The organism is Nostoc sp., from assembly GCF_036917135.1.
Lineage (GTDB): Bacteria > Cyanobacteriota > Cyanobacteriia > Cyanobacteriales > Nostocaceae > Nostoc.
On record NZ_JBALEA010000091.1, the window covers coordinates 48711 to 74253 of the forward strand.

The 25543-nt window shown below is 42.5% G+C and carries 17 protein-coding genes and 1 pseudogene; 6 read left to right on the plus strand and 12 right to left on the minus strand.

The window, feature by feature from the left end; genetic code table 11:
• Window positions 1–147: 147 nt before the first annotated feature.
• The 6 genes from V7K50_RS29125 to V7K50_RS29150 all read right to left on the minus strand — a co-directional run bounded on the left by V7K50_RS29125 (window position 148) and on the right by V7K50_RS29150 (window position 8410).
• Window positions 148–3456, minus strand: coding sequence for a GAF domain-containing protein (locus V7K50_RS29125; protein ID WP_334966254.1), 3309 nt, complete (start codon window positions 3454–3456; stop codon window positions 148–150).
• Window positions 3457–3574: 118 nt separating this feature from the next.
• Window positions 3575–4048, minus strand: coding sequence for a chemotaxis protein CheW (locus tag V7K50_RS29130; protein ID WP_334966256.1), 474 nt, complete (start codon window positions 4046–4048; stop codon window positions 3575–3577).
• Window positions 4049–4146: 98 nt separating this feature from the next.
• The gene (locus V7K50_RS29135; RefSeq protein ID WP_334966257.1) at window positions 4147–4509 is read right to left on the minus strand and encodes a response regulator transcription factor; all 363 of its coding nucleotides are present in this window, start codon (window positions 4507–4509) and stop codon (window positions 4147–4149) included.
• A 482-nt stretch (window positions 4510–4991) separates the two neighbouring features.
• Window positions 4992–6194, minus strand: a complete 1203-nt coding sequence (locus V7K50_RS29140) for a response regulator (protein ID WP_334966259.1) — start codon at window positions 6192–6194, stop codon at window positions 4992–4994.
• A gap of 705 nt (window positions 6195–6899) precedes the next feature.
• Window positions 6900–7826, minus strand: a complete 927-nt coding sequence (gene murQ / locus V7K50_RS29145; protein WP_334966593.1) for an N-acetylmuramic acid 6-phosphate etherase — start codon at window positions 7824–7826, stop codon at window positions 6900–6902.
• Window positions 7827–7975: 149 nt separating this feature from the next.
• Entirely contained in the window at window positions 7976–8410 is a 435-nt protein-coding gene (locus V7K50_RS29150; protein ID WP_334966261.1) for a DUF3110 domain-containing protein, read from the minus strand.
• A gap of 373 nt (window positions 8411–8783) precedes the next feature.
• On the opposite strand from V7K50_RS29150, the gene V7K50_RS29155 reads away from it, so the two are divergent.
• A complete protein-coding gene (locus V7K50_RS29155) occupies window positions 8784–14537 on the plus strand; it encodes a translocation/assembly module TamB domain-containing protein (RefSeq protein WP_334966263.1) in 5754 nt (1917 codons plus the stop codon).
• Window positions 14538–14790: 253 nt separating this feature from the next.
• Here V7K50_RS29155 and V7K50_RS29160 read toward each other — a convergent pair whose 3' ends face one another.
• Complete coding sequence (locus V7K50_RS29160) at window positions 14791–15051, minus strand: hypothetical protein (RefSeq protein ID WP_273764067.1); 261 nt, start codon at window positions 15049–15051, stop codon at window positions 14791–14793.
• A gap of 278 nt (window positions 15052–15329) precedes the next feature.
• On the opposite strand from V7K50_RS29160, the gene V7K50_RS29165 reads away from it, so the two are divergent.
• Complete coding sequence (locus tag V7K50_RS29165; protein WP_334966265.1) at window positions 15330–17399, plus strand: tetratricopeptide repeat protein; 2070 nt, start codon at window positions 15330–15332, stop codon at window positions 17397–17399.
• Between the two features lie 72 nt (window positions 17400–17471).
• Here V7K50_RS29165 and V7K50_RS29170 read toward each other — a convergent pair whose 3' ends face one another.
• Entirely contained in the window at window positions 17472–18233 is a 762-nt protein-coding gene (locus V7K50_RS29170) for a hypothetical protein (protein ID WP_334966267.1), read from the minus strand.
• 131 nt (window positions 18234–18364) lie between these two features.
• Entirely contained in the window at window positions 18365–19897 is a 1533-nt protein-coding gene (locus tag V7K50_RS29175; protein ID WP_334966595.1) for a DUF1565 domain-containing protein, read from the minus strand.
• Window positions 19898–20170: 273 nt separating this feature from the next.
• Here V7K50_RS29175 and V7K50_RS29180 point away from each other — a divergent pair, with 273 nt between their 5' ends.
• Complete coding sequence (locus tag V7K50_RS29180; RefSeq protein WP_334966616.1) at window positions 20171–20476, plus strand: hypothetical protein; 306 nt, start codon at window positions 20171–20173, stop codon at window positions 20474–20476.
• A 170-nt stretch (window positions 20477–20646) separates the two neighbouring features.
• Here the strand turns inward: V7K50_RS29180 and V7K50_RS29185 are convergent, their stop codons facing one another.
• Window positions 20647–21183 carry a pentapeptide repeat-containing protein gene (locus V7K50_RS29185; protein ID WP_334966269.1) on the minus strand — a complete coding sequence of 179 codons (537 nt, stop codon included), beginning with the start codon at window positions 21181–21183 and terminating at the stop codon, window positions 20647–20649.
• Between the two features lie 267 nt (window positions 21184–21450).
• Between V7K50_RS29185 and V7K50_RS29190 the strand changes: the two genes are divergently transcribed.
• Window positions 21451–22341, plus strand: coding sequence for a hypothetical protein (locus V7K50_RS29190; protein WP_334966271.1), 891 nt, complete (start codon window positions 21451–21453; stop codon window positions 22339–22341).
• Between the two features lie 224 nt (window positions 22342–22565).
• On the opposite strand, the gene V7K50_RS29195 is transcribed toward V7K50_RS29190, so the two are convergent.
• The gene (locus V7K50_RS29195; RefSeq protein ID WP_334966597.1) at window positions 22566–23960 is read right to left on the minus strand and encodes a TldD/PmbA family protein; all 1395 of its coding nucleotides are present in this window, start codon (window positions 23958–23960) and stop codon (window positions 22566–22568) included.
• A 426-nt stretch (window positions 23961–24386) separates the two neighbouring features.
• On the opposite strand from V7K50_RS29195, the gene V7K50_RS29200 reads away from it, so the two are divergent.
• On the plus strand, window positions 24387–24707 hold the full coding sequence (locus tag V7K50_RS29200) for an RNA recognition motif domain-containing protein (RefSeq protein ID WP_069073773.1): 321 nt from the start codon (window positions 24387–24389) through the stop codon (window positions 24705–24707).
• Between the two features lie 120 nt (window positions 24708–24827).
• On the plus strand, window positions 24828–25019 hold the full coding sequence (gene rpsU, locus V7K50_RS29205; RefSeq protein ID WP_190730471.1) for a 30S ribosomal protein S21: 192 nt from the start codon (window positions 24828–24830) through the stop codon (window positions 25017–25019).
• Between the two features lie 224 nt (window positions 25020–25243).
• Here rpsU and V7K50_RS29210 read toward each other — a convergent pair.
• A pseudogene (locus tag V7K50_RS29210) lies at window positions 25244–25495 on the minus strand (zinc ribbon domain-containing protein); the annotation flags it as partial.
• Window positions 25496–25543 lie beyond the last annotated feature (48 nt).

Below are 25543 nucleotides of genomic sequence, written 5' to 3' on the forward strand. Positions count from 1 at the left end.
GGATTAACTGCTTGCCAATTACATCTGCCGTTCGGCTCTGTGGAGTGGCTCTCTACTAAGCGGATTACTCGCAATGCTAACTGCTTTGTTCTCCGCTTAAAATCCTCTTCATTCATAATCCAAAATCTAAAATCTAAAATCTAAAATTCATTTGACTTTAAACTTACCAGCAGTTGTTAATAGCTCTTGCGCCATTCCTGATAAATCTTGGAACACAGTTGCAATTTCTTGGGATTCAGCAAAAGTTTTATTGGCAATTTCTGCTACATCTTGCATTGATTTAGTTACTGTTACAGATTGCGCCATTTGTTTTTGAGTCGCTGCGGTAATTCGCTCGATTAGCTGACTAATTTCGGCAGTTGCAGAAACGATCGCATTTAAGTTTTGGCGAGTGTCACTGACAAGATTTGTACCTTCTACTACCTGCTGAATACCAGTTTCCATTGCTACTGCAACTTCCCCAGTTTCTGCTTGAATTTCCTGGACTAATTTTTCGATTTCGATGGTTGCTGCTGCTGATTGACGAGATAAAGAACGGACTTCATCAGCTACAACTGCAAAGCCTTTGCCATATTCACCGGCACGGGTGGCTTCAATGGCTGCGTTCAAAGCCAGTACGTTTGTCTGTGTGGCAAAATTACCAATCAAATTCACCACTTTGGAGATTTTTTGCGAGGATTCGCCGAGGCGTTTAATCTTTTTGCTGGTTTGAGCAACGGTTTCGCGAATTCCTTGGATTGCTTTTACAGTCAGGTTCATGGCGGTATCGCCAGACTCTACAGTTTGATTGGCTTGTTGCACTGCTAGTTGAACCAACTCAGCATTTGCCACCACAGCTTGAGTAGAGTCCACCATCTGTTGAATTTCGCCTAAAGCTGCGGTAATTTCCTCAGATTGTTGTTGCGCTAGATTGGTCAGTCCCGCTAGTGAAGCCTCGCTATTGGTAGAAGTTTGGGCAACTTGTTGAGCAGCCCCCTGTACCTGAACAACGATTTGCCGCAGCGCTTGCAGGGTATTATTGTAAGCATCAGCGATCGTACCTAGCTCGTCTTCTGTGATCGGTGCGCGTACCGTTAAGTCACCATTGAGAGCGGGTCTCAGGGCTGTTAGGAGTTGAATAGACCGTTGTTGTAGTAATTCCTTGGCGGCCTTTTCTCGTGCTGCTGCTGCTGCTAATTTTGCTGACTGCCCTTCTACTTGTTGCAAATATTCCGCCTGTTGTAATGCCAGTCCCAACTGACTGCCAATGCGTGTTAACAAACTGACTTGGGATTCTTCCCAATCACGAGAACCTGAGTTTTGATAAGCTCCCAACAAGCCCCACAATTGTTCCCCAGCAAATACAGGAACAATCATATAAGCTTTGGCTTCAAACTGCTCTAAAATCTCAATGTGGCAGGGAGCAAGCCCTACTTGATAGATGTCATTGACGATAAAGTTTTCACCTCTGACATACCTACCTCCCTGAGTTTCTTGCAAGTAGGTATCGTCTAAAACGGTTCTAATATCAGGACCTACCAGTTTTGTCCAACTATTACCCACTGACTCAGACACAAATTCGCCACCCCAGTTAGGGCTAAAGCGATAGACTGCGACGCGATCGCATCGCAATAATTGTCGCACTTCTTGAGTGGTTATCTTGAAAATATCTTGCACATCGAAGATTTGCCGGATGCGGTTACTGATTTTTGTGAGAGCTTTTTCTTGTTCCGCTAACTGAACAAGTTGTGCAGATTTAACTCGCACTTGTTCAACATATTCTGTCTGTGATATGGCTACACCAAATTGCAAGCCAATTTGAGTCAAAAAGCTGACTTCCCAAGATTGCCAATCACGATAACCGGAGTTTTGATAAGCTGCTAATAATCCCCACAATTTTTCCCCAGAAAATACAGGTACAATCACATAGGCTCTAACTTCATATTTCTCTAACATCTCAATATGGCAGGTAGAATGACCTACCTGATGGATGTCATTAGCGACAAAGCTTTCACCTTGGACATATCGACCTCCTTGATTTTCTTGCATGTAACTATCTGCCCAGATAGTTCTAATACCAGGGCCTACCAGTTTTGTCCAACTATTACCCACTGACTCAGCGACAAATTCACCACTCCAGTCAGGATTGAAGCGAAAAACGACGACGCGATCGCATTTTAGTAATTGGCGTACTTCTTGGGTGGTTGTTTTGAAAACACTATCTACATCTAAGCTTTGTCGGATACGGTTGACTATTTTGGTTAAAGCTTTCTCTTGTTCAAGTATTTGAGCTAGTTGCTCAGATTTTTTATCCACTTGTTCCAGATATTCACCTTGGGAGATAGCCACACCAAATTGCAGCCCAATTTGAGTCACAAAGCCTTCTTCCCAAGGTTGCCAATCACGAGGCCCAGAATTTTGGTAAGCTGCCAGCAAACCCCATAATTTCTCTCCAGAAAATATCGGTGCAATGATGTAAGCTTTCATTTCATACTGCTCTAAAATGTCAATGTGACATTGATAATGGCCCATTTGATAAATGTCATTGACCACAAAGGTTTCACCCTTGGCATAACGTCCTCCTTTAGTCTCTTGTAAGTGGGTATCTTCCCACACCATATAAAAATCAGGGCCTACCATTTTTACCCAACCATTACCCACTGATTCAGCGACAAACTCGCCACTCCAGTCAGGTTTGAAGCGATAGACAGCGACGCGATCGCATTTTAGTAATTGACGTACTTCTTGAGTAGTTGTTTGAAAAATTTTATCAACACTTGATGCCCGCAGAATTTTATCGATGACTTTAGCCACCGATTTTTTTGCTAGTATCCGGTGTTCTTCTTCTTTTTGGAATTGAAAGCTCTGCAATTTGTAGGCCAGTTCTGTTGTAATTTGAGATAGGAGACTAATTTCTACCTCTTGCCACTGCCGCGTTGAGTAGCAATTATTTACTGACAGTAACCCCCATACTTTACCTTCTACTAAAATTGGTAAAGTCAAACTAGCTTTAATTTGAAATTTCTCTAGCAGTTGCTTTTGATAAGGGGTAAGTTGTATCTGATTGATATCGTCAATAACTACAGGTTCTACATAGTCTTGATTGCTATATAAACCAAAAATAATTCCGGGAATATTTTCGCCTAAAGTCGGTGTCCAACCTAGTGTTCTGGATTCTGCTAAAACATTACCTGAATCTAGGGAAGTAAACTGATAAATTGAGGCGCGATCGCAGCTAATCTTTTCTCTAATTTGCGCGACAGTGATTTTGAGTAGTGTATCAAGGTCTGGTGCTTGGCGCATATAAGTTGCGATATCTTGCAACTGCCGACGCCAAGTTTTAAATTCCTGAGCGATCGCATTTAATAAAGATATTTCATTACTAGCAATATTCGCTATATGAGCGTTACCATTCTGATTTTCTAATTCCGAGATTAGAACCTCATTTTCATGGCTATTGTTATACAAAAACGTCATGTGATTAACCTCAAAAATTGTGATGGGTAATAATTTGATCTGTGGCAGTTAAGAATGATCTGGTACTTGGTTATTAAGTATTAGTAATTGCCAAATACTCTACCTAATCACCCAATATTCAATTATGAATGCACCATATCGGAGCTTGGATAATACTTGTAGCATCCAAATTAAAAATCATGTCCTCCGAATCATTAATAAAGTATCCCTGTAAAAAAGGGGATATTTTAGGATAAAATAATTCAGCATTTGCGGGTTTCATTTCCTTGCTATCCAGCCATTCAATATCTATAAGCTGTCGCACCAATAGTCCCAAATACTTACCCTTATTTTCGAGAACAATCGCCATCATTTTTGAAAGTAAATTTGGCCCTTGGGAAATTGGAGGATAACCTAACATTTCCTCTAAATCAACTAACCAAAGCATCTCACCGCGCCAGTTATAAATGCCCAAGACGCTACTAGGCATCTGAGGAACACCACATATTTCTGGTAATGATACTTGCAAAACTTCTGTAATGTGTTGTAACGAAATTACGGCTGTATCGCTTACTCCCAAATTAAAACTTAAAAACTTTTCCTGGGTTTCCAAAGTTATTGATCCTTTGTCCTTGATTATTTATTTTTAGCCACTATTTGCAGTTTCTTTTATCTAGTAGAGGTTCTATCTGAAAAATAGTGACTTCTTTACTAATTAAGTAATCGCTTTAAAATTACCACTAGTTCGTCTCGATCAATCGGTTTTGATAGATAACCATCAGCGCCCAACATATTACCCCAAATTTTATCTACATCACTATTTTTTGTAGAGCAAAAAACCACAGGTATTTTGCTAGTTTCAGGATTGTTTTTCAGCTCTCGACAAATTTCAAAGCCACTTTTACCCGGTAAAATTACGTCGAGAAATATTAGGTCTGGCTTATTTTTATCTATTTTATCTTGAGCCTCTTCACTGCTTGTGGCACTCATCACAGAATAACCTGCCTGTTGTAAGTAACGGCTGATTATTTCCATATCTGTTAAGCCATCTTCAACAACTAAAACAGTATTCATGGCAATTACTCGTTAACTTTTTCTCAAAATGGAAACACAATTAGACATACAAATCCTAAATGATTGCTTAAAAAAGACATGGAAGGGACTAGAGACTAGCCCTAACCCCTTTGCCCTAACCAATATTTCACAAACCAAATAGGACTGCTATAAATACAAAATTTGTATTTGTCTAATTTTGATTCAATGTTTATGTATCAACCTCAGAAAAAGTACGTAATATATATAACTTAATATTTTTTTGTAAATAAAATAGTTCTATCACCTCAATACTTTAATTTTTACTGAGGTGAAAAAGTCTATAAATTTTGACGAATAATTCCGAATTAAAAATTAATCCGCTTGGGTTAAGGATTTTTGGTACTGGTTTTTGACCTGTAGAGACGCGTTAGCGTAGCGGGACGAAGTACAATTGTGCGTCTCTACCAAGAATTTTGGGCTTAACTGAACGGGATTGAATCAAAAATAGCTTCTAATTCTCTCTAATTACAAACCTCTAAATTAGATTTACTATTGTCAGTGGATACACTCGGTGTAGGTAAATACTTACGTACTATACTCATTACCTTGTCAGCCATTACAGGTTTAGTAAGAAAATCTGTAGAACCAACTACTTTGGCACGAACTCTATCTAAAAGACCATCATTGCCTGTTAATATAATTATTGGTGTGTTAGAAAAGGTAGATATTCGTCGTAACTGAGTGCAAATTTCGTAACCACTGGCAACTGGCATAATCAAATCTAAGAAAATCAGGTCTGGTTTATCCTGAATTAGGGTTGGTAAAGCTTGTACAGCATCTTGAATTTTGACAAATCTTAATCCATTGGAAGTGATAATATCCTCTAGCATTTTACATACCTGAGGGCTATCATCGACGCAAGCCACTAGTGGAGCAATTCGCTTCTTTGTTTGAGTGCTGGTAGAGTTCTTGTTGACTTCAGTAACTCCTAAGGGCAAGTCAGGTACTTCCACTAATTCAATGATTCCTTTAAGGATATAGGGAAGCAACGAACGGGTGAGTGGTAGTACACTCTGCTTCATTTTTATGGCTAAATCTCGCAGAGTCAATCTGCCGTTGATTAAATTCACAAAGTTTTTGTACACAGATGGACTTACCATCTGCTCAAGTTGCTCTGGTCGGCGCAGAACTGGGGCTAAGTCAGGAGAAAAATTTGCTAAACCAGCTTCTGACCAAATTTTCCACGAGTCTTGCATGTGCTTTAGAGACATTTCTGCACTCGTGAAGCTGATGGGGGTTTCTAAGATAACTTCTTGGTTACGATTGCAAGTTATAGAAGCAAAGTTTCCTTGCAAAGCTAAGTCAAATAATAGTTCTGCTATGGTATTTTCGGCAATAGATTGAATCTGTTCTCTCTGAATTTTCTGTTTTTTATAAAAAACTTCTATCAGTTTATAATCCCAGTAATCGATTGATAGGTCTTGCAAACGTAACTGCAACTTATCAACATCGATTTGGGGACAATTTTGAGCTATATGTCTACGCCAGCGCCGGAAGGGATGAGTTCCTCCTGTTGCCCAAACTATCCGTCCTAGCCGATAGTAAAAAGTCCATTGACTGCCCTTTGAACTCTTAATATTTAATTTGCCATTGTATTGTAGCTGAGTACAAGTTTGAAATTCATTTACTAGGTTATTTGAAACTATCACTTCCGGGTGAGTCATATCATGTTCCTTTCATTAAAAAGCTAGCCATTGAAAACCGACACTACTAGAGCATGGCGTAAATCTAGTTACCATCTCAACTAACCAGATAAGTAGAGGCAATTCATGTAGACACCTTCGCGCACCGTCTCTAAGAGTTGCGGCTTCCGCAGGGTATTGCCCCTACTTGAGCAACTGGTTAAAGGTAGGCAACACTTCTGCCACAGTGTTCTAGCTATATAGTGATAAGTGCAAATACATTTGGTATATAGCAGTCTAAATCAAGATTATTAAAAGTAAAGTAGATGAGAAGATAGCAAACTATTGCTAGTAAATAATTTATCTAGCATAGAGTTTTTATTGGCAGATTTTATTTTTCTGCTAAGATTTATGACTCAAGTAGGTTGCCATCGTCCAGATCATGATGTATTAGTGTTGATATCTTATTTTAAGAATTTATATACTGAATTATATCCGTATAAGTTCTGAATTTATCTTTAAAAAAGATAAGCAGTCTCTAGAGATTTCTGCTTTAGTTATTGAGAGTGACAATAAATGTTAAAAATATTTATTTAACTTTACTATTCTTAATTATGCTAATTAGAGTACTTCTTTTAGGACTTACGCAAACAATAGCTAAAACCCTGATTTTTAGGTAGGGGCAATTCATTAATTGCCCCAGAGCGCGTGTAGTTTGCGTAAGTCCTATCTTTAGCGAAAATTTCTTTAAGGTTGATTGTGGTTTTGATGGCTCACAACAGCTGCCCTGAGATTACTTTGGTGTTCTGAAAGAAGCCGATCGCCTTCGTCTTTTTCCAAGCCAGTCCAGTGCATCAATAGCGCTAGCTTCACCCATTTACCACTGCGTTCTAGTAAAAAACCAGCCGCTTCTCGACTTAAACCTGTGAGGTCTTGTAAAATTCGCAAGGCGCGATCGCGTAACTTTTGATTTGTTACCGCCACATCCACCATGCGATTGCCATAAACTTTGCCTAGTTTGACCATCACGCCGGTAGAAAGGATATTTAAAGCTAACTTCGTGACTGTACCAGCTTTTAGGCGAGTTGAGCCGGCGATTATTTCTGGCCCTGTCAATAGGCGAATGTCAATATCGGCATCAAAGCTAACTTGTTCAGCCGGAACACAGGCGATAAAAATCGTAGTGGCTCCCCGTTGACGGGCAGCATGAAGGGCACCGTGGACATAAGGTGTTGTGCCACCGGCAGTAATGCCGACTACTACATCTAGTTGGGTAATGTGTCGCCCAGCGATCGCAGCCTCGCCATCTTCGATGCGATCTTCTAAATCTTCGGAACTGCGTACCAGTGCGCCAGCACCACCAGCAATAATCCCCTGTACCAACTCTGGGGGTGTACAAAAAGTAGGTGGACACTCAGCAGCATCTAACACTCCTAACCTGCCACTTGTACCCGCACCGATATAAAATAAACGTCCTCCGTGGCGCAAACGCTCTGCGATGCGATCAATTGCCTCTGCCAACTGAATTTTTGCCGCCGCAACTGCTGCGATCGCCTTTTGGTCTTCGTTATTAAACAGCTCCACCAATTCCAGAGAACTGAGCTGGTCTAAGTTTAGACTGTTAGGATTTACCATCTCGGTTAAAAGATGCCCGCGTTCCTGCAAGTTTGTCATTTCTCCTCTGTGCTTTGTCTTTTGTCCTACCCTACGGGAAGCCGCCCTTTGGGTGTCTATGTCCGTTGTCATTAGTCAGTTAGCGACCAATAGCCAATGACCAATACTTCGACTACGCTCAGTACAAGTGACCAATGACTAATGACTAATTACAACAATCCTTCCAATTTGCGACGAACCTTCTCTAGTTCAGAATCAGACAATTCTAATTCTGGTTCTTCTAGTGGCTGTTGATTTAGAGGGAAGGTATCTTCAACAGTATCCTTCTTCTCGGCCTCTGCTTGCCAGTCAGTTTTTTCCACATTCAGTTCTGGGACTTTACTAACTAAAGGACTGTTTTCTGGGATGATTTCCCATTCATATCCAGCACTTTCGCAAAATTCCTTGATTTCCTCAGCATCCATCGGCTCTGGTGTAGGTGAGGGGAAATCCTGAGCTTCTAACATCAGGGCAAAGCGCGTGGCATCGTCTTCTGACTCGAACATCAGAATTTTATTGCGATTGCCCTCCCGAATCGTGTGAATCCCCTCATTTTCCGTTCGAGCATTAAAAATTAACACAAAGACGCGCATTGGTGTAATCATCTGTCTTTTTAAGGTCTATTAATATTAAAGTTCGAGATTAGACCTCTTGCAAAAGTCCCTAACACCCCTCCCCGCTCTTCGGGAGGGGAGAATTTGACGTAAGTCAAAGGCGGGGTGGGGTTCTTTTTTTGATTTATGCAAGAAGTCTATTGTGCCTCAAGGAAGGTCACAGAAACAATTTTCACTCTATGTCAGATTTTCCTGAAAACGCCAATATTATTAAGCATAAGTATTGGATGCTCCCAAATACCGTAACTTAACCTATGAGGTCTTGGGTTTAGTTGGCGTATCCTGGAAATGGCATACTGAATCAATGTGCCAGTTAATGCTTGTGTGTGCCAGCGACATCCGGCAATTAATGCAGTGAAAGCAAATGACTAAATCTCCCAATCCCGATCATCACTCCCCGTCCCCTAATCGCAAGCGTTTGTGGTTGCTGGTGTTGAGTCGGGGTAGCATTGCCTTGGGCGGACTTTTACTGTTAGGAACTATTGTCGGTATTTGGCGGTTGTGGACTTTTGTGCAAACAGAGTTAACACCCTTGGCACAACAAAGTCTCACGACTACACTCAACCGTCCGGTAAAACTGGGAAGAGTCACACAATTTTCGTTGACGGGAGTGCAGTTTGGGGCTTCAGCTATCCCAGCCACACCCACAGATCCAGATTGGGCTGCAATCGAATCTGTGGAGGTGGGTTTTGACCTGTTGCAACTAATCTTTAACCGCCACTTGAAGCTAGATGTCACCTTAGTCAATCCAGATATTTACATTGAACAGGATGACCAAGGGCGCTGGGTTTCCACTAAAATCGCGCCGTCAGGTGAAGGCGCCGCGATTAAAACCGATTTGGACAATTTGCGGTTTCGCAATGGCAAGCTAGCGTTGACGCCGCAGAAGAGAGCGGGGGAGCAGGGGAGCAGGGGGGCAGGGGGAGCAGGGGGAGATGGGGGAGTAGCGGAATCAACATCTTTATCTCCCTCATCCCCGGTAACGTTTTCTCAACTGAATGGATCTGCCCAACTTTTAGCGAACAACCAGTTGATCAGGTTTGAAGTCGGTGGTCAAGCAGACAGTGGTGGCAGTATTTCCATTCAGGGAGAGACGCGTTCTCGGATGCTAGCAGGGAACTTTCAGGTGCGATCGCAAGATTTGCTAGCTGCGGATATTACGCATCTGATTAAGTTACCAATTAACTTACAGGCGGGTCGAGCCAATGGCGACTTATTAATTCGATTGACGCCAGGAGAGCGCACTTTATTGTTTGGCAGTGCTTCTGTGCAAGGGGTAACAGTTCAAATACCCAAAGTCCCGCAACTGTTGACCAATAGCCAAGGAAATCTCCGCTTTCAGGGAACGGAGTTGCAGTTGGATAATGTCACTACCAACTACGGCAAAATTCCCCTAGTGGCTACGGGAATTATCGACACTAAAGCAGGTTTTAAGTTGGCAGCGCGTGTCAATGCGGTGAGTTTGGCTAATGCTCAGGAGACTCTTAAGGTAAAACTGCCTGTGCCGATTGCTGGACAAGTACAAGCTTTTTTGCAGATGACTGGATCAATAAAAGAGCCAATTATCTCCGGCTCAGTTGCCACGATCCAAACTGCCCGAATTGATCAGGTTGATTTTAATAGTATCAGTAGTAAGTTTGAGCTTGTTACTAGTTCTTCTTTAATTACCCTAAAAGATATTCAAGGTAAAGCCAAAGTTGGTGGTGAAATCACTGGCGCTGGCACAATTCAACTCGGTAAAAACCCTCAACTGGATTTAAATTTCGCCGCCAAGAATGTTCCAGGGGATGCGATCGCCAAAGTTTACGAAACAACACCCAATTTCCAAATCGGCAATGTCTCCGCTACAGCCCAACTAACTGGCGCTCCCACTAATGTCGAAACTGTGGTACAATACCAAGCCCCTAATGGAACTTACCCCGGAACTGGCGAAGTTGCGATTGCTAGCGATCGCACCGTCTCTTTCCGCAATGTGGCTCTGAATGTCGGTGGTGGTATAGTCCGGGCAACTGGTAGTTATGCCAATCAGCATTGGCAAACTGTGGCTGTTGCCTCTGGGGTAAAATTGGAACCCTTTGTAGATAAAAGTCAACTGCAAAATGTCTCTTTGGCGGACGCACAGTTTAATGGTCGTCTCATTCTCTCAGGCAGCACAGCACCATTTAAAATTGCCACGATTCGCCCTGATGGTGCAGAAGTTCAAATTGGTGGCGGCACAGTTGCAATTTCTAATATCCAACTGGAAGACCAAAGCTTCTCTGCTCAACTTGTCGCTAATGGTGTGCGATTGGGACAAATATTGAAACAGTCTCCCCCAGCTTTAAAGAATCCATTGGCAGGTACCTTCCAAATCGCAGGCAATAGAGAGAATTTCAGCCTGAAAACCCTCCGTGGCACTGGTGAAGGTAGTCTTGCTATTGGCGGTGGTACGGTTACAGCCTCTAATATCCAACTGGCTAATGGTGTGTATCAGGCGCAAGTTCAGGCTAAGAATGTGCCTATGCAGCAGTTGGCAGCAGTCCCAAAGCAGTTCCACGGAGCCTTAACTGGTCAGTTCAACGTAGCAGGTTCTGTTGATTCTTTTAAACTGCAAACTATCCAAGCCAACGGTCAGGCGCGGGTAAATGTTGCAGGTGGAACCATTACAGCCTCTAATATCCAACTGGCTAATGGTGTATATCAGGCGCAAGTTCAAGCAAATAATGTCCCATTGCAGCAGTTGGTAGCAGTCCCAGCGCAGTTTCGGGGAGCCTTAACTGGTCAAGCAAACGTGGCGGGTTCTGTGGAGTCATTTCAACCGCAAACTATCCAAGCCAGTGGTCAGGGACGGCTGAATGTTGCAGGTGGAACGATCGCAGCCTCTAATATTCAATTGTCCAATGGTCGCTATCAAGCTGTAGTTAATGCTGCCGGTATGCAATTAAATCGCTTAAATCAGCAATTGCGTGGTCAATTTGGCGGTCAGTTGCAATTAGCTGGCACTGTGGGATCATCCAAATTAGCTGATGTGCGTGCTGCTGGACAGGTGCAATTATCCCAAGGTCTCCCCGGTCTTGAGCAACCCTTGAGTGCTGCGATCGCGTGGAGTGGTGAAAGGCTGACCATTGAGCGAGCAACTGCTCCCGGTTTAAATGTTACTGGTAACATATTAGCCAATGCCAAAACAACAGGTATACCGGAAATTACTGCCCTAAATCTCAACGTCCAGGCGCAGAATTATAACCTCAAACAGTTACCATTCACTCTTCCTAATCAGGTTGCTGTGGCGGGGAAAGTTGATTTTAATGGACAAATCACTGGTAAGCTGCCCTTACCAAATGTAGTCGGGCAAATCAACTTACGAGACTTGGTTGTTCAAAATATTGCTTTTGAGCCGTTGTTAACTGGAAACATCGATTCAGCACAGGGACGCGGTTTGAATTTGAATTTGGCGGGTAATAGCGTAGACCCGAAGGGGCTTCTCGCCAGAGATCGCCTCGACTTCAATTTAGATGCCAATAATCACCCGAAATCCTTCTTAGTCAAATGGCAGCAAGCATCAGCCACAGGTAATGTTCAAGGGAATGATTGGGCGCTGAAAGTTGCAAATTTCCCCTTACAAATATTGAATTTGACTCCGCCAGCAGTTACTCGCCTGGGTACTGGTAAGATAGCTGGGTTGTTAACTGGAGATTTGCTATTTAATCAGCAGACATTGGCAGCAAAGGGGAATTTAGCGATCGCCAGCCCAGAAATTGGCCGTCTTAAAGGCGATCGTTTAGCTGCTCAATTCCGTTACGATAATGGTAAAGCCACAGTTGCAAGTAGTGAATTTCTCAAAGGCAACAGTCGCTACGCCCTTGTCGGTACTTTGGCTCAAACCCCTAAAGGTAATCAACTACAAGGTAAACTGAACATCAACCAGGGTGAGATCCAAGATGTTCTAGCTGTGGCACAGATATTTGATTTACAAAATTTGCCAGGTGGTTCAGCAGAAATCTACGGCACAGCATCGGATCTGACCACCACACCCCAAGGAGCGCTAAATCAGCCCTTATTAACCCAAATCCAACGGTTTTCTGAAATTGAAACCCTAGTAGCAGAACAGGAACAACAGCGACTTGATTCCACTCCCATCCCGGACATAGCAGATTTAAAGGGGACTTTCAACGGGGAAGTGGCTGTAAATACAGCTACAGCCAATGGATTATCAGTGGATTTTAATTTGAATGGACAAAACTTTGCTTGGGGTAAAAAGGAAGAAGAAAATCGTTTTTATACTGCTGATAAAGTGATTGCCGAAGGCAACTTTGAAAACGGTGTTTTGAGTTTGCGACCTTTACGAATCGAATCTAAAAATAGGCTGATTGCCTTCACGGGGAACGTTGGTGGTGATCAACAATCTGGACAGCTGAAGGTGAATAATTTTCCGGTACAAGCATTGAATAATTTTGTCAAACTGCCTGTTGGGATCACAGGTAATCTTAACGCTACAGCAGCCTTAGCAGGCAGCATTGCCAATCCGCAAAGTAGAGGAGAATTGCAAATCACAGAAGGAATGCTAAATCAGAACAAAGTAGAGTCAGCAACAGCAAGTTTCAGCTATGCTAACGGACGGTTAAACTTTGATAGTACTGTCGCCGTTGCCGGACCAAAACCTGTTAATATTACTGGTAGCATCCCTTATAAATTGCCTTTTGCAACCGTTGCACCAGACAATGAGCAAATTACTCTGGATATGAAGTTAGAAAATGAGGGATTGGCACTGTTAAACGCATTTACTAATCAAGTGGTATTTGAGAAAGGTGAAGGAGAAGTAGACCTCAAGGTACGCGGGACAGTGCGAAAACCCGAAGTAGAAGGAATTGCTACTGTCAATGATGCTACTTTTTCAGCCCAGGCTTTGCCAGGTAAGCTCAAACGTGTTACAGGTAAAGTGCTGTTTAATTTTGACAGCATCTTAGTACAAAATCTTCAGGGTAGATTTAGTCATGGGAAGGTAGAAGCGGCTGGGGAAATTCCCATTTTCAACAATGACAACGTGACTATCAACAATCCCCTAACTGTTAACCTCGAACAGCTAGCGTTGAATCTCAAGGGACTTTATCAGGGAGGAGCTAGCGGCAATTTGCAGATTACTGGTTCTGCCCTGAATCCCATAATTGGCGGTAAAGTAAATTTATTTGATGGTCAGGTATTGCTGGCAGAATCTACCGATGCCACTTCATCTACAAATAATAGTAATCTTGGCGTATCACCTACAAAAGCCGATAAAGAGAGCAAAGCTGAAATTGGGAGCGGGACTGGAAATGCGAACGCCAGATTTAATAATCTAGATTTGGAACTAGGCAAAAACGTCCAAATAACTCGTCCCCCGATTCTCAGCTTCCGCGCCACTGGTAATCTTATCGTTAACGGACCAATCAATCAGCCAATACCCGGTGGCACTATCCGCTTAGAGAAAGGTGGCGTGAATTTATTTACTACCCAATTTAATCTTGCTCCTGGCTATACACACACTGCAACTTTTAGTCCCTCTCAACCCCGCGATCCCGACTTAGATATTCGACTATTTGCCAAAGTACTGGACGTAACTCAAAGTAATGATTTTGGTCGAGTAAATAACACAGGTTTATCAGCCTTAGAGAGTGTTCGAGTCGAAGCCACTATCAACGGACTGGCCAGCAAACTAAATGAAAATCTAGAACTAACAAGCAGCCCATCACGTAGTCAAACCGAAATTGTTGCTCTTTTAGGAGGTGGGTTTGTAGACACCCAAGGACGTGGTGACAGTACTTTGGGTCTAATTAACATTGCAGGTTCGGCTGTGTTAAACAATTTTCAGTCGGCTTTTAGCCAGATTGGAAGTACCTTTGGCTTAAGTGAATTGCGGATATTTCCTACCGTTCTTTCTGAGAATCCCGAAGCGGGAAGAAGTAATTCCACTTTGGAATTAGCAGCCGAGGCTGGGGTTGATATTTCTTCCAAAATCTCCGTTTCCAGTATCAAAATTTTGACAACAAATGACCCCTTTCAATGGGGTGTTAATTACCGGATCAACGATCATTTTCGTGTCCGTGCTTCCACTAATTTAACCGATGATAGTCAAGCTGTAGTAGAGTATCAAAGGCGGTTTTAAATAAAAAATAATCTTAACCACAGAGACGCAGAGAACACAGAGTTAAGAGATTAAAGAGGAAATTTTTGAGCAAAATTTTTACTCACCTTGAAAGGGCTAGTGCTAATAATTTCTTGCCCAGTCCCCAGTACAACCAGTTGAATGCGATCGCTTTATCAGTAAACAAAAAGCGTTCCCCAATTGGGAACGCTCTTTTTTGATAAATCCTGTTAAGATAATATGAATTTAAATGGAAAATTGCTAGTTGCTAAAATCAGGCATGGAGATTTGCTTGTTCCTGCAACCAAGGATCTACAGGTTGCCCATCTTTGCGACGTAACTCAATTTCCACTACCATCACTTCTTTGGAACCAGGAGGGGCGGGTTTTTTATGGAAAATAATGTCATAATCTTCTGGATTGTGTTTGCGTTCTTTCAACCATTCCTGTACCTTGGTTGTGGCAAAAAATGATTGCCCTTGCTCGAACATTCGAGTAATCTGCAATTGCAGTGTATAAGGATTTATGCGACTCATTTTCTACCGCCTTTGTTAAGTTAGTTTGAGGACAAGCAATCTGCTTATCCTAGATAATCTAATGTTAGTGCGGTAGATCAACACATAACAAAAATGTCAAAAAGTTGACTACGCTCTACCACTAAAGTTGTACGTATACTCAGGGACGAGGGAAGGGATTAGTTAAGGATTGTTCAGCATTTTCTACTGCCTCCACAACATTTAACCACTCAATTCTGCTATAGATTGGAGAGAGGCACGCCGCTTCAAAAACTGACCAACAGACTGGGATGGTTGTTATGAAGAGCAAAAATCAAACTGTTTTCGCTTTAATTATAAAATACACTATTGTATTTTTACCCTTACTTCTATCCTCTGGAATTGCCAGTGGACAATCTGCACCATTAGCTTCCCCAGCGCTAACTCCTACTCCGGTGTTATCTAATCAGGAACGGGAAGAATTAGCCCGACTTAGAGCAGAAAAGCAAATTCAACACCAAGTCCAATCTGATTTTAAGGGTGCTTTTAGCCGTACAACTATCTTACTTGATGTTTGGTTAGTTATATTAAGTCTATTTCCAATCGCAGTCATTGCTTTATTATGGCTTCTGCGACGGGTGATAATTCGTGAAATTGCTGATAGAGCGATGCAACAACTAGAGGGAATGGAAAAATTGCAAAATCAGCTAATATCTGTTAAACAAGAGGCTGAAAATGTTATTCAAGAAGCTAAAAAAATAAATTATGAATTAGCACAGGAAACAGATGCTCTACAACAAAAAATTAAGAATGGACAAGAGAATATATCTATCTTTACATCTGAGTTAGATTTAGCTAAAGCACAGGTATTAAGTAGATTAGAAACTGAACTCAAAAAATCTCAAGAGAATATAGAAAATTTAGAGTCGAAATTTGCCTCTGGGGTATCTAAGTTAGAGTTGGATGCTCAACAACAAAGAGATATAGTATTGGAGAATCTAGGAAAATTAGTATCTGTCATCACAGAGGAACTTTCTAATTTAAAGTTAGGTGTGCAACAACAGCAAGAAATAGCTGTTGCTGATTTAGAAGTATCAAAGTCGGAGTTCAAATCTCAACTTTGTGGATGGCAATTTGATGCTCAAAAACAAAAGGATATAACTTTTGAAAGTTTAACAAAATTGCAGTCAGAGTTCGCTGATAAATTATCAGAATTACAGGTTGATGCTCAAAAACAAAAAAATATCATATTTGAAAATTTAGGAATATTAGATAAAGACTTGAAATTTCAATTATCTGAGTTACAGATAGATGCTCAGGGGCAAAAAAATAAAATTGTTGAAAGTTTAGGAGCATTGCAGTCAGAGTTTACCGATCAACTATCTGAATTACAAGTAGATGCTCAGAAGTGCAAAGAGTTAATCATTAAAAATTTAGAAAAATCTGGTTCTGAGTTTACTTCGCAATTCTCAGAGTTACAATGGAATGCTCAACAACAAAAGATGATCGTTTTGGAGAAATTAGAAAGATTAGAAACTGAGTTTGTCTCTCAACTTTCTGAGTTAAAATTAGATGCTCAAGAAAGAAAGAATCTCATCCTTCAAGAACTAACTGAAATTACACCTGAATCTATCCCAGATGTGATGAAATCTGAAGTTGAAGAAGAAATCCAAGAACAGCCACAACAACCGAAGTTCACTGCTGATGAATATGTAAAACAGGGAGATGGGCTGTTTTCCCAAAGGCGTTATGAAGATGCGATCGCAGCTTACAATCAAGCGGTTAAAATCCAACCAGATGAGGCTGTGGCTTGGTTAAAACGAGGTTTAACCCTCGGAAGGTTAAAACGCTACAAAGATGCGATCGCATCTTATGATCGAGCTATTCAGATTCAGTCAGATTATCATCAAGCTTGGTGCGATCGCGGCGTTGCTTTTGGCAACTTACAACAACATCAGCAAGCCTTTGCCTCCTTTGAAAAAGCTACACAAATCAAACCTGATGATGCAGTTGCTTGGTTAAATTGTGGTCTTTCCTTAGTAGCATTAGAAAAATACGAAGAAGCAATGGTGTCTTTAGATAGAGCTTTAGAATTTCAACCTAATTCGCCCAAAATCTGGGATAAACGCGGTTATACTTTGGTAAGATTGGGACGCGATGACGAAGCGATCGCTAGTTTTGACAAAGCTTTAGAAATTAAGTCAGATTATGCCAGTGCCCATTACAACAAAGCAGTCTGTTACGCACTGCAAAGACAAGTTGAACGATCTCTGCTAACTCTACAACAAGCGATTGAACTTAATCCCAGGTATAAAGAAGACGCAGCAAGTGACCTAGATTTTGATGATATTGCCGATGATGAGCGTTTTAAGCAGTTAGTCGCAGCCTAAAAATCTAAAAATATTAATTACTCTCCCCCAGTCCCCAGCGATGCACTGAGCTTGTCGAAGTGTCCCCAGTCCCTAGTCCCCACTCCCCCCACTTCGATTCTGTTCCCCAGACATCGCTTTGAGTTTAGATGTAAAAGAGTCAGAGCGATCGCTTTTTTCGGGAGTGAATTGCCCGATTGGGGCATGAATAGTCGCAGGTGGAAGCAGTTTTAGCTGTCGTTGATCGCGCCTTGGTGGTGGGGAAGGCACTGGACTTTCTTGGGAAGTTTGCCTTTGGCTGACAGCAGACGATAGCTGAAGGGTTGCTGAAGAGGTAAATTTCCCAGAAAGGGGAGACTTTAGGACAGTTTTATTGTCTCTATCTTCCTGCTTCCCCTCTTCTTCAGCTAAAGATGCCTTTAGTTCGGAACTTTTCAGCTGTAGAGTTGCAGTATTGCTGTGTTGATAGCCGTTGCGAATCTTCGCTGGTGGTAATTGAGGACTCATCACTTTCTCGACAATGGGGTTTTTCTTGGCTGGCGGTAGGGATGGTGCAGCCAATGAGGTTAAGCTTTGGGGAAATTTGCTACAAACCATGCGTTCAAATTCCATGTTGAAATGATATGTAGCCTGATCCCGGCGCTGCCAAAATACTAAGATTTGTTGCACAGAAACCGCTTTATAACGACCTTGATATAATGCCTCAATCACTGCCAGGTGTAGCCAATTAAGTGGGTATTGCGTTTGCCAACGCTCAACTAGCTCATTGGCACTATACCCACTGAGATCGAAACTATAGTTAATTAATAAGGCGATCGCCAAGTTGGCAGAAGTATCTGGAAGTGTTGTTAACATGGGGCTATTAGCTTGAGGCAATAGGTCTAAGATTTGTCACCCACCGCATATTAGCCTAACGTGCTTTTAACTACATAGTTTTTTTTTCTACGAGTTACCAAGCCGATAGGCAGTGTTCCCTATTCTACTTGTCAAGTTCTGGAATGCAACCCTACATAGACTGATTTAATCGCAGATGTTCGCCCAATGGCAACTAATGCCTGATAAAACATTGCTGCAACTTCGGCACGTGTTGCCAGACGTAAAGGTGCAAGTAGTTTGGGATCTGGATAGTTGACAACTATACCTCTTTGTGTCGCAGTAGCAACTGCTTTTCGGGCATAGTTGGGAATAGTCTGACGATCGCTATATACTTCTAAAACATCGCTATCAACAGCTGATAGTCCCAGTCCGTTGACTAGGGAGACAATCACCTGTAGTCGTTGCACATTTTGATCGGGGCGGAAAGTGCGATCGCTAAATCCGCCAACAAAGCCACCACTAGCCGCGATTTGGATAGCGCTATCAGCCCAAAAATCCTTGGGTACGTCGGTAAAATTAGGTGCTGGGACTTTGGGTAATGGGTTAAAGGCGATCGCTACCATATCTGCATACTGGGCGCGAGTTATGGGTTTATCTGGCTGGTAGCTACCATCAGCAAAAGCACGAGTTAAATCCATGTTCAGTAACGCCTGAATAAATGGTTTTGCCCAATGTCCATCTAGTTCGGGAGACGCGGGGAGTTTTTGAGATGGGGATTCTGTCGGAGTCTCCGAGGAACTAGTGCTAACTGCGACTTGATTGGCTGGGATCAATTCAACTAAGCCCTTCACTAGAGCCGGATTTAATTCATTACCTACGGAAACCAGTTTTTGGGTAGTGGCATTATATAAATCAAATTCATTATTATCACGAAAAATATTAGCGGCGGGATCTTGGGTATTACCTAAATCGGGAAGTGCATTACCATTGATAAATAAGCCACCTTGGGTATTTTTAACAATGAGATTTTGACGTATTACAGGTTGGGCGTTGCGAGAAAGTGCGATCGCCGCGCGATTTTCTGATAATTTATTATTGGCGATCGTCGGAGCCGCAAAATCACTAATTGCTATCCCTAAAGGGTTTCTTTGAAATACATTCCGCAGTACTTCTCCTTGGCTATAACCTGCCATCACTAACCCGCTAGCAGCATTTTGCACAAAGATGTTATCTACAATTGTGGGTTTGGCAGTGCCAGTGGTAAATATACCTTCTCGCCCACAGTCCCTCAAAGTATTGTTAGCTAAAGTAGGTGCAGCCGATTCAATCCAGATACCAGTACCTTTGGCAGAAGGATTGGTGACAGTTACACCTAAAAGACTGGCATTATCTCGTAAAAGCAGCGTAATATTTTGCATCCCAAAACTGGGACTTTGATACTCACCACTGCCAGAAATTACAATCCCTACACCTTTATTAGCTTCGTTACCCACCACTGTCACCCCTCCAGGGATGATCATTGGGAACACCTCACCACTAGCGGCGCTGTAAGTCCCCGATTCCAGATGAATTATCGTCGGGATTTGGGTTAATTTTAAGGCATGGGTGAGACTTTTAAACGGACTCAACCGTGAACCAGTATTAGTATCATTCCCTGTCATAGGGTTGACATAGAGTGTGACAACGAGGCTAGAGTTCACCATTGATAGTTGAGAGTCAATTGTTTTAATTATGACAATCATAAACAACACTACTTGTAGTAAACTTTTTTAAAGTAGTATCTTCCTCTGTCGAAAATATATCTGCCCTACCATTTCTTGCAAGTGGCGGCTGTGTACACACAAGGGACTGACAAATAAAAAAATATCCAACTATTTCTTGTGGGGTGGGCGTCTCGCCCGCCCATCATTAGGGGTGCTGGGGTTTAATTAAGCGACAGCGAAACCCAGCTTACACCCAATGGGAAATAATACAATGTGAGCGATCGCCTGACTAACTTGGGAAATACTGAAATTAGAACAACCAAAAGAGTATTAAAAGTAGTAGAAAATTGTCTCAGTGCTAATCTTTCCCAAACAGATCGTCAAGTGGTAATGCAAGCGATTTCCACTATTCGAGAAAAGTTACCCTTTTTGATTGATTTGACTACAGAAGAACGTAGATCCTTGTCTAAACTCGGTGACAAGAGCCTCAATACGGTTGGGATAAGGTTTTTTGATGACACGCCGCTAATCGCAAAGACGCGATCTAGGGCGTCTCTTGCCTTAACCAAACCGTATTGACAAGAGCCTAGCCTTTGTCAACCGTCATGGGGATACTCCTGGCAGCACTGCAATGAAGTGTTACTGTCAGGCTATCAAGGCTCGTGGCTGGTAGTTCCTGAAAAATTTTTCAACAACTGGTTAGAGGCGAGTTGGCTTTGGGATTGCTAGGTATGCCCCCTACCTCTTCATTAAGGGGTGGAATTCTCATCTAGGATTGTTCCTTCTATATTGGCTCCATCTAAATTTGCTCCGTTCAAATTTGTCTGGTTCAAATCTGCTTGAGTGAGATTTGCCTGGGATAAGTCAGCTACAGTTAAATCTGCACCACTTAAATCGGCTCCATCTAAATTCGCCGCTATCAAGCTTGCTTCGTGCAAATCCGCGTCACTCAAATTAGTGTCAATCAGTTTCGCAACTGTCAAATTAGCGTGATTCAAATTAGCTCCTTCCATTGCAGCTCCATCCAAAATCGCTCCATCCAAAATCGCGCCGCTTAAGTTGCTACCACTGAGGTTAGCATTGCTCAAATCTGCTCCATTTAAGTCCGTGTCAATCAAACTTGCGTGGGCTAAATTAGCGTGACTTAGATTAGCTCCATCTAAAATTGCTCTATCTAAAATTACGCCACTGAGATCGGCTTCTCTTAAGTTGGCCTCACTCAAGTTGACACCAGTAAAGTCTCTGACACCTGCGGCATAGTTTTTTAGGAGTTGATCTGCTTTCATATCTGTCGCTGTGCTAAGGAACGTTTAATTGATTACCCAGACAGGCAGTAAATTCCCAGCACGCGCCACTGAGAATTGGTGCGGTAAATTAGAGTAGAGTGAATATTGAATCAACTTTATCTAGATTAGCGATTCTTAACTACTGGCGCGACTACCTAGAGTTGTGAGTTAGTTTCATCCTTGGGAGAGATGTTGCTGCCTGAAAAATTTCAGCATTAGTGCAAAGCGATCGCTATACTCAATTGTGGTGTTCGTCTGGCAGAGGTTATGGCAAAACCAATTAGTATTCTTTTGCAGACTACGATTCCTACGACTGAAAATGACTGGAGTATTTTTCGTTTCTCGATGTTACAAGATTACTTAGCATCGATTAAAGACGAAACAGGAAACTCCTTATTTGAAGTTACGGGACGCGATTACCAATCAGATGGAGTAGGTGGTGACTCAGTTTTAAGTAGTCTCGACAAATCAAATTTTGATCAACTTTGGCTATTTGGCTTAGAGGTAGATAAGGGTTTAACCGAAAAAGACATTGCCGGAATTAATGCTTTTCGACAACGCGGCGGCGGAATTTTGACAACACGCGATCATCAAGATATGGGCTGTTCCATGTGTGGTTTAGTTGATATTGGTGATATGCATTATTTCAATACCAGAAATCCCGATCCCGACGAATCTCGCTGTTGCCGAGATGACTCATACACAACTGATATATCCTGGCCCAACTATCATTCTGGAGCTAACGGCGATGATCAAAAAATTACCATTGTTGAACCCATTCACGAACTTTTAAAAAATCCTCATTCACCTTCGGGAACTATCGAATTTTTTCCAGCACATCCCCACGAAGGCGGTATTGGCGCACCTGTGGGCAATACAAACGCGCGGGTAATTGCTCTGGGTAAAAGTTTAGTTACAAATCGTAACTTCAATCTGGTTGTAGCGATCGAGCATCATCAAGATGAACAGGGGAATATACTAGGACGAGGAGTAGCTAACTCTAGCTTCCATCATTTAGTAGATTACAACTGGGATATTAATAAAGGCTGTCCCACTTTTGTAGAGGAACCACCGGGAGATGGTATTAAAAAGGAGCCACGCGCCTTAGAAGATATCAAAATCTATGTGCGTAACGTCGCTTTTTGGCTAGCGAATTGATTTGAATTTAAGTATTCCCCCGTAATACTAATAGTCTGTCAAACTAGTTTTGATGGTTTGTAGTAAGCACTTTAGTGCTTTAGAAAATAAGGACTAAAGTCCTTACTACAAACTTGTCCAATACAGACAAGGTGATTTCCGAGAAAGAAAATACCTGTGTTGGCGAGTGTCGAAACCAACGGCGGCGGTATATTTATTCCTGTAAATCGCCCAACTGTTGGGGTTTACGTTTCCCCGCCAACCACTACATCTCGAATTCGCAGACTAGGGCCACCACAACCCACTGACAAGCCGTTTTGCCCTCCCTTACCACAACCGCCGGATTCATCCCAGTAGAAATCATCACCAAGTGCCTCAATATCCGCTAAAGTTTGGAATACATTTCCCGAAAGCGTTACATCCCGAACAGGTTCAGCAATTTTGCCGTTCCTAATCATCCACGCTTCCCCAGCACTAAAGGTGAACATTTCCCCATTCGTCATCCCACCCAACCAATTACGGGCATAAACTCCTTCTTTGATATCGGTAAATAAATCTTCAACTGGTGTTTTACCCCGTTCAATCCAGGTATTTGTCATCCGCACAATAGGACTAAAGTGATAGTTGAGACATCGGGCGTTACCCGTAGGCGCTTCCTCCAATTTGCCGGCAGTTTCACGAGAATGTAAACGTCCAACTAAAACTCCATCTTTAATTAATTGAGTAGTAGTAGCGGGTGTGCCTTCATCGTCGTAAAAATAGCTACCGCGATGTCCCTCTGGGGCGGCACCATCAAAAATTTGGAGTTCTTCTGGGCCAAACCGCCGTCCAATGGTCATGACTTCTAGCAGATCGGGGTTTTCATAAGCCATATCAGCCTCAGAAAGATGTCCGAAGGCTTCGTGGACAAATAAACCCGTGAGAATTGGGTCAATGACTACGGTGTAAGTATTACCTTTGACTGAAGGCAGAGATAAAGCGGCGATCGCTCTTTGAGCTGCTCCTTTGACTTGTTCATCCAAATCAGTTAAATCTTCGTAACCTTTGCGAGAGCCAGTAGTTTCCCGTCCAGTTTGGACGGTTTCGCCATTTCTGGCGGTGGCGGCAAAGCGCATTTCCATATCCACCCAAGATTGCTCGATCAAAGTGCCTTCTGAAGTAGCGATGATCACTTTTTGGGCGCTGTCACCGTAACGTACCGAGGTAGTGGTAATGCGAGGATCAACGCTTTTGAGCAATTGGGCATAGCGATCGCACAATTGTTTTTTCTTCGAGAGGGCGATTTGTCGAGGATCGGTGCCTTTTAAGGGGAGAATGCATATAGCTTGCACCGGGTCAATGGGTGCAAGTAAAGTTTCTTCATCACCAACCATCCGCGCCGCCGCGATCGCTTCTTCAATCCGATCTTTGATTGTCGCCAGCTGGTTAAAGGAACTCAACCCCCATCCGCCTTTATAACAAGCGCGAATATGTCCACCAATAGAGATGCCTTCACTGAGAGTTTCTACCTTGTCGCCACGCAACAAGATATCAGTCCCTTCTGCTTCTTCAAGGCGAATCATCAGATAATCTACACGCCCTGAGTAGCGGGCGATGAGGTCAGAAAGTAAATTTTGGGCATCAGCAAGTGTAGTCGGCATTTCCAGGTAGTAACCAATGACGAACTGCATTTATTTTGCAATTATTTGGGGAATTTCTGCTAATCAATATTGGGGGCTGGGTACTGGGGGCTGGGTACTGGGGGCTGGGTACTGGGGACTGGGGACTGGGGACTAAATTTTTCTCTAATCCCCAATCCCTAATCCCCAATCCCTAATCCCCAATCCCCAATCCCTAATCCCCAATCCCCAATCCCTAATCCCCAATCCCTAATCCCCAATCCCCAATCTTTATGTACTTCTAAGTTACGGTGGGTAAGAACTGAATGATGTGCTAAGGTAGTCAAGTGAGAATAAAATTCGGTTACAGTGTTTGTTTTTAGTATTGACAGGCTTTTCCCTTTTGGTCTTAACAAGCTTGTCTCCGAAATCTAAATCTCTACACACCTATGATTTTGGAGATAATGCATGTCAATTTATGTAGGTAATCTATCCTACGAGGTCACACAAGAAGACCTCAATTCTGTTTTTGCCGAACACGGTACTGTAAAACGAGTTCAGTTGCCTACTGACCGTGAAACAGGACGTCCACGCGGCTTTGCTTTTGTAGAGATGGGTACAGAAGCCGAAGAAACAGCTGCCATTGATGCTCTTGATGGTGCTGAGTGGATGGGACGTGACTTGAAAGTAAATAAGGCTAAACCGAAGGAAGATAGAGGCGGTTCCTTTGGTGGTGGGAACCGAGGCAACAGTGGTGGTGGCGGTGGATACAATAGAAATCGCTACTAAACTTTAAGATCCAAAATTAAGTTTTAACGTCTTAAGGGCAGAATCATTATCTGCCCTTTTTGCGCTCCGGTCTACTGGATGGCTTAAAATTGCCCAGTACCAATTAAGTAGGAGATGAAAATGACCCAAGTATTTGTGGGCGAAAATGAAGGAATTGAGTCAGCCTTACGTCGATTTAAGAGAGAAGTTTCCAAAGCAGGTATTTTTCCAGACATGAGAAAGCATCGTCACTTTGAAACGCCTTTGGAAAAACACAAGCGCAAAGAAGTCGCAAGACACAAACAACGTAAGAGAAATTTTCGTCGTGATTGACAATTAGCGATACCTCCGGTAAGCTATGCTAACTCACCTTCTCGTTAGATTCTTAGCTGTCGAATAGGCGATCGCTGTACTCCAAAAGAGAATCTAAAGAGTAGGTTCTGACCTTCGGAAACCTTTCCTGCTGTAAGATATCTATCAAAATCATTCTGAATTTGTTTTAGTTCCTACTGTTCTGCATCGGTGAGAGGTTCCAGGGTTGAAATACTCACGCCCGCTTAAGCCTCGGTGATTCTTGACGCTTCAACGTATTCTGCTACCAAGGTAGTATTACAATTCCTCTGCGTCCATTTAGAGTCGTGGCGATTCCCCATCCCGACTTGTTCTATATTTTTGGCTGCGTTCCCATCTCTATCGTGTTCAGTATTGCAATTTAAACAGAGTATTGAACGAATAGAGAGGTCAACTTTACCCCATCGAAACCCACAGTTAGAGCATACTTGGCTCGTGGGTTCCCATCTATTAATTACGCGAAACTCTCGAACATATTAATATAATTTACTAGTGACGCATTGACA

Bases quoted from the DNA above. Each gene is read 5' to 3' on its own strand.
- V7K50_RS29125 (WP_334966254.1), bottom strand. From the start codon at position 3,456: ATGACGTTTTTGTATAACAATAGCCATGAAAATGAGGTTCTAATCTCG.
- V7K50_RS29135 (WP_334966257.1), bottom strand. From the start codon at position 4,509: ATGAATACTGTTTTAGTTGTTGAAGATGGCTTAACAGATATGGAAATA.
- V7K50_RS29140 (WP_334966259.1), bottom strand. From the start codon at position 6,194: ATGACTCACCCGGAAGTGATAGTTTCAAATAACCTAGTAAATGAATTT.
- murQ (WP_334966593.1), bottom strand. From the start codon at position 7,826: ATGACAAACTTGCAGGAACGCGGGCATCTTTTAACCGAGATGGTAAAT.
- V7K50_RS29150 (WP_334966261.1), bottom strand. From the start codon at position 8,410: ATGATTACACCAATGCGCGTCTTTGTGTTAATTTTTAATGCTCGAACG.
- V7K50_RS29155 (WP_334966263.1), top strand. From the start codon at position 8,784: ATGACTAAATCTCCCAATCCCGATCATCACTCCCCGTCCCCTAATCGC.
- V7K50_RS29160 (WP_273764067.1), bottom strand. From the start codon at position 15,051: ATGAGTCGCATAAATCCTTATACACTGCAATTGCAGATTACTCGAATG.
- V7K50_RS29165 (WP_334966265.1), top strand. From the start codon at position 15,330: ATGAAGAGCAAAAATCAAACTGTTTTCGCTTTAATTATAAAATACACT.
- V7K50_RS29170 (WP_334966267.1), bottom strand. From the start codon at position 18,233: ATGTTAACAACACTTCCAGATACTTCTGCCAACTTGGCGATCGCCTTA.
- V7K50_RS29175 (WP_334966595.1), bottom strand. From the start codon at position 19,897: ATGGTGAACTCTAGCCTCGTTGTCACACTCTATGTCAACCCTATGACA.
- V7K50_RS29185 (WP_334966269.1), bottom strand. From the start codon at position 21,183: ATGAAAGCAGATCAACTCCTAAAAAACTATGCCGCAGGTGTCAGAGAC.
- V7K50_RS29190 (WP_334966271.1), top strand. From the start codon at position 21,451: ATGGCAAAACCAATTAGTATTCTTTTGCAGACTACGATTCCTACGACT.
- V7K50_RS29195 (WP_334966597.1), bottom strand. From the start codon at position 23,960: ATGCCGACTACACTTGCTGATGCCCAAAATTTACTTTCTGACCTCATC.
- V7K50_RS29200 (WP_069073773.1), top strand. From the start codon at position 24,387: ATGTCAATTTATGTAGGTAATCTATCCTACGAGGTCACACAAGAAGAC.
- rpsU (WP_190730471.1), top strand. From the start codon at position 24,828: ATGACCCAAGTATTTGTGGGCGAAAATGAAGGAATTGAGTCAGCCTTA.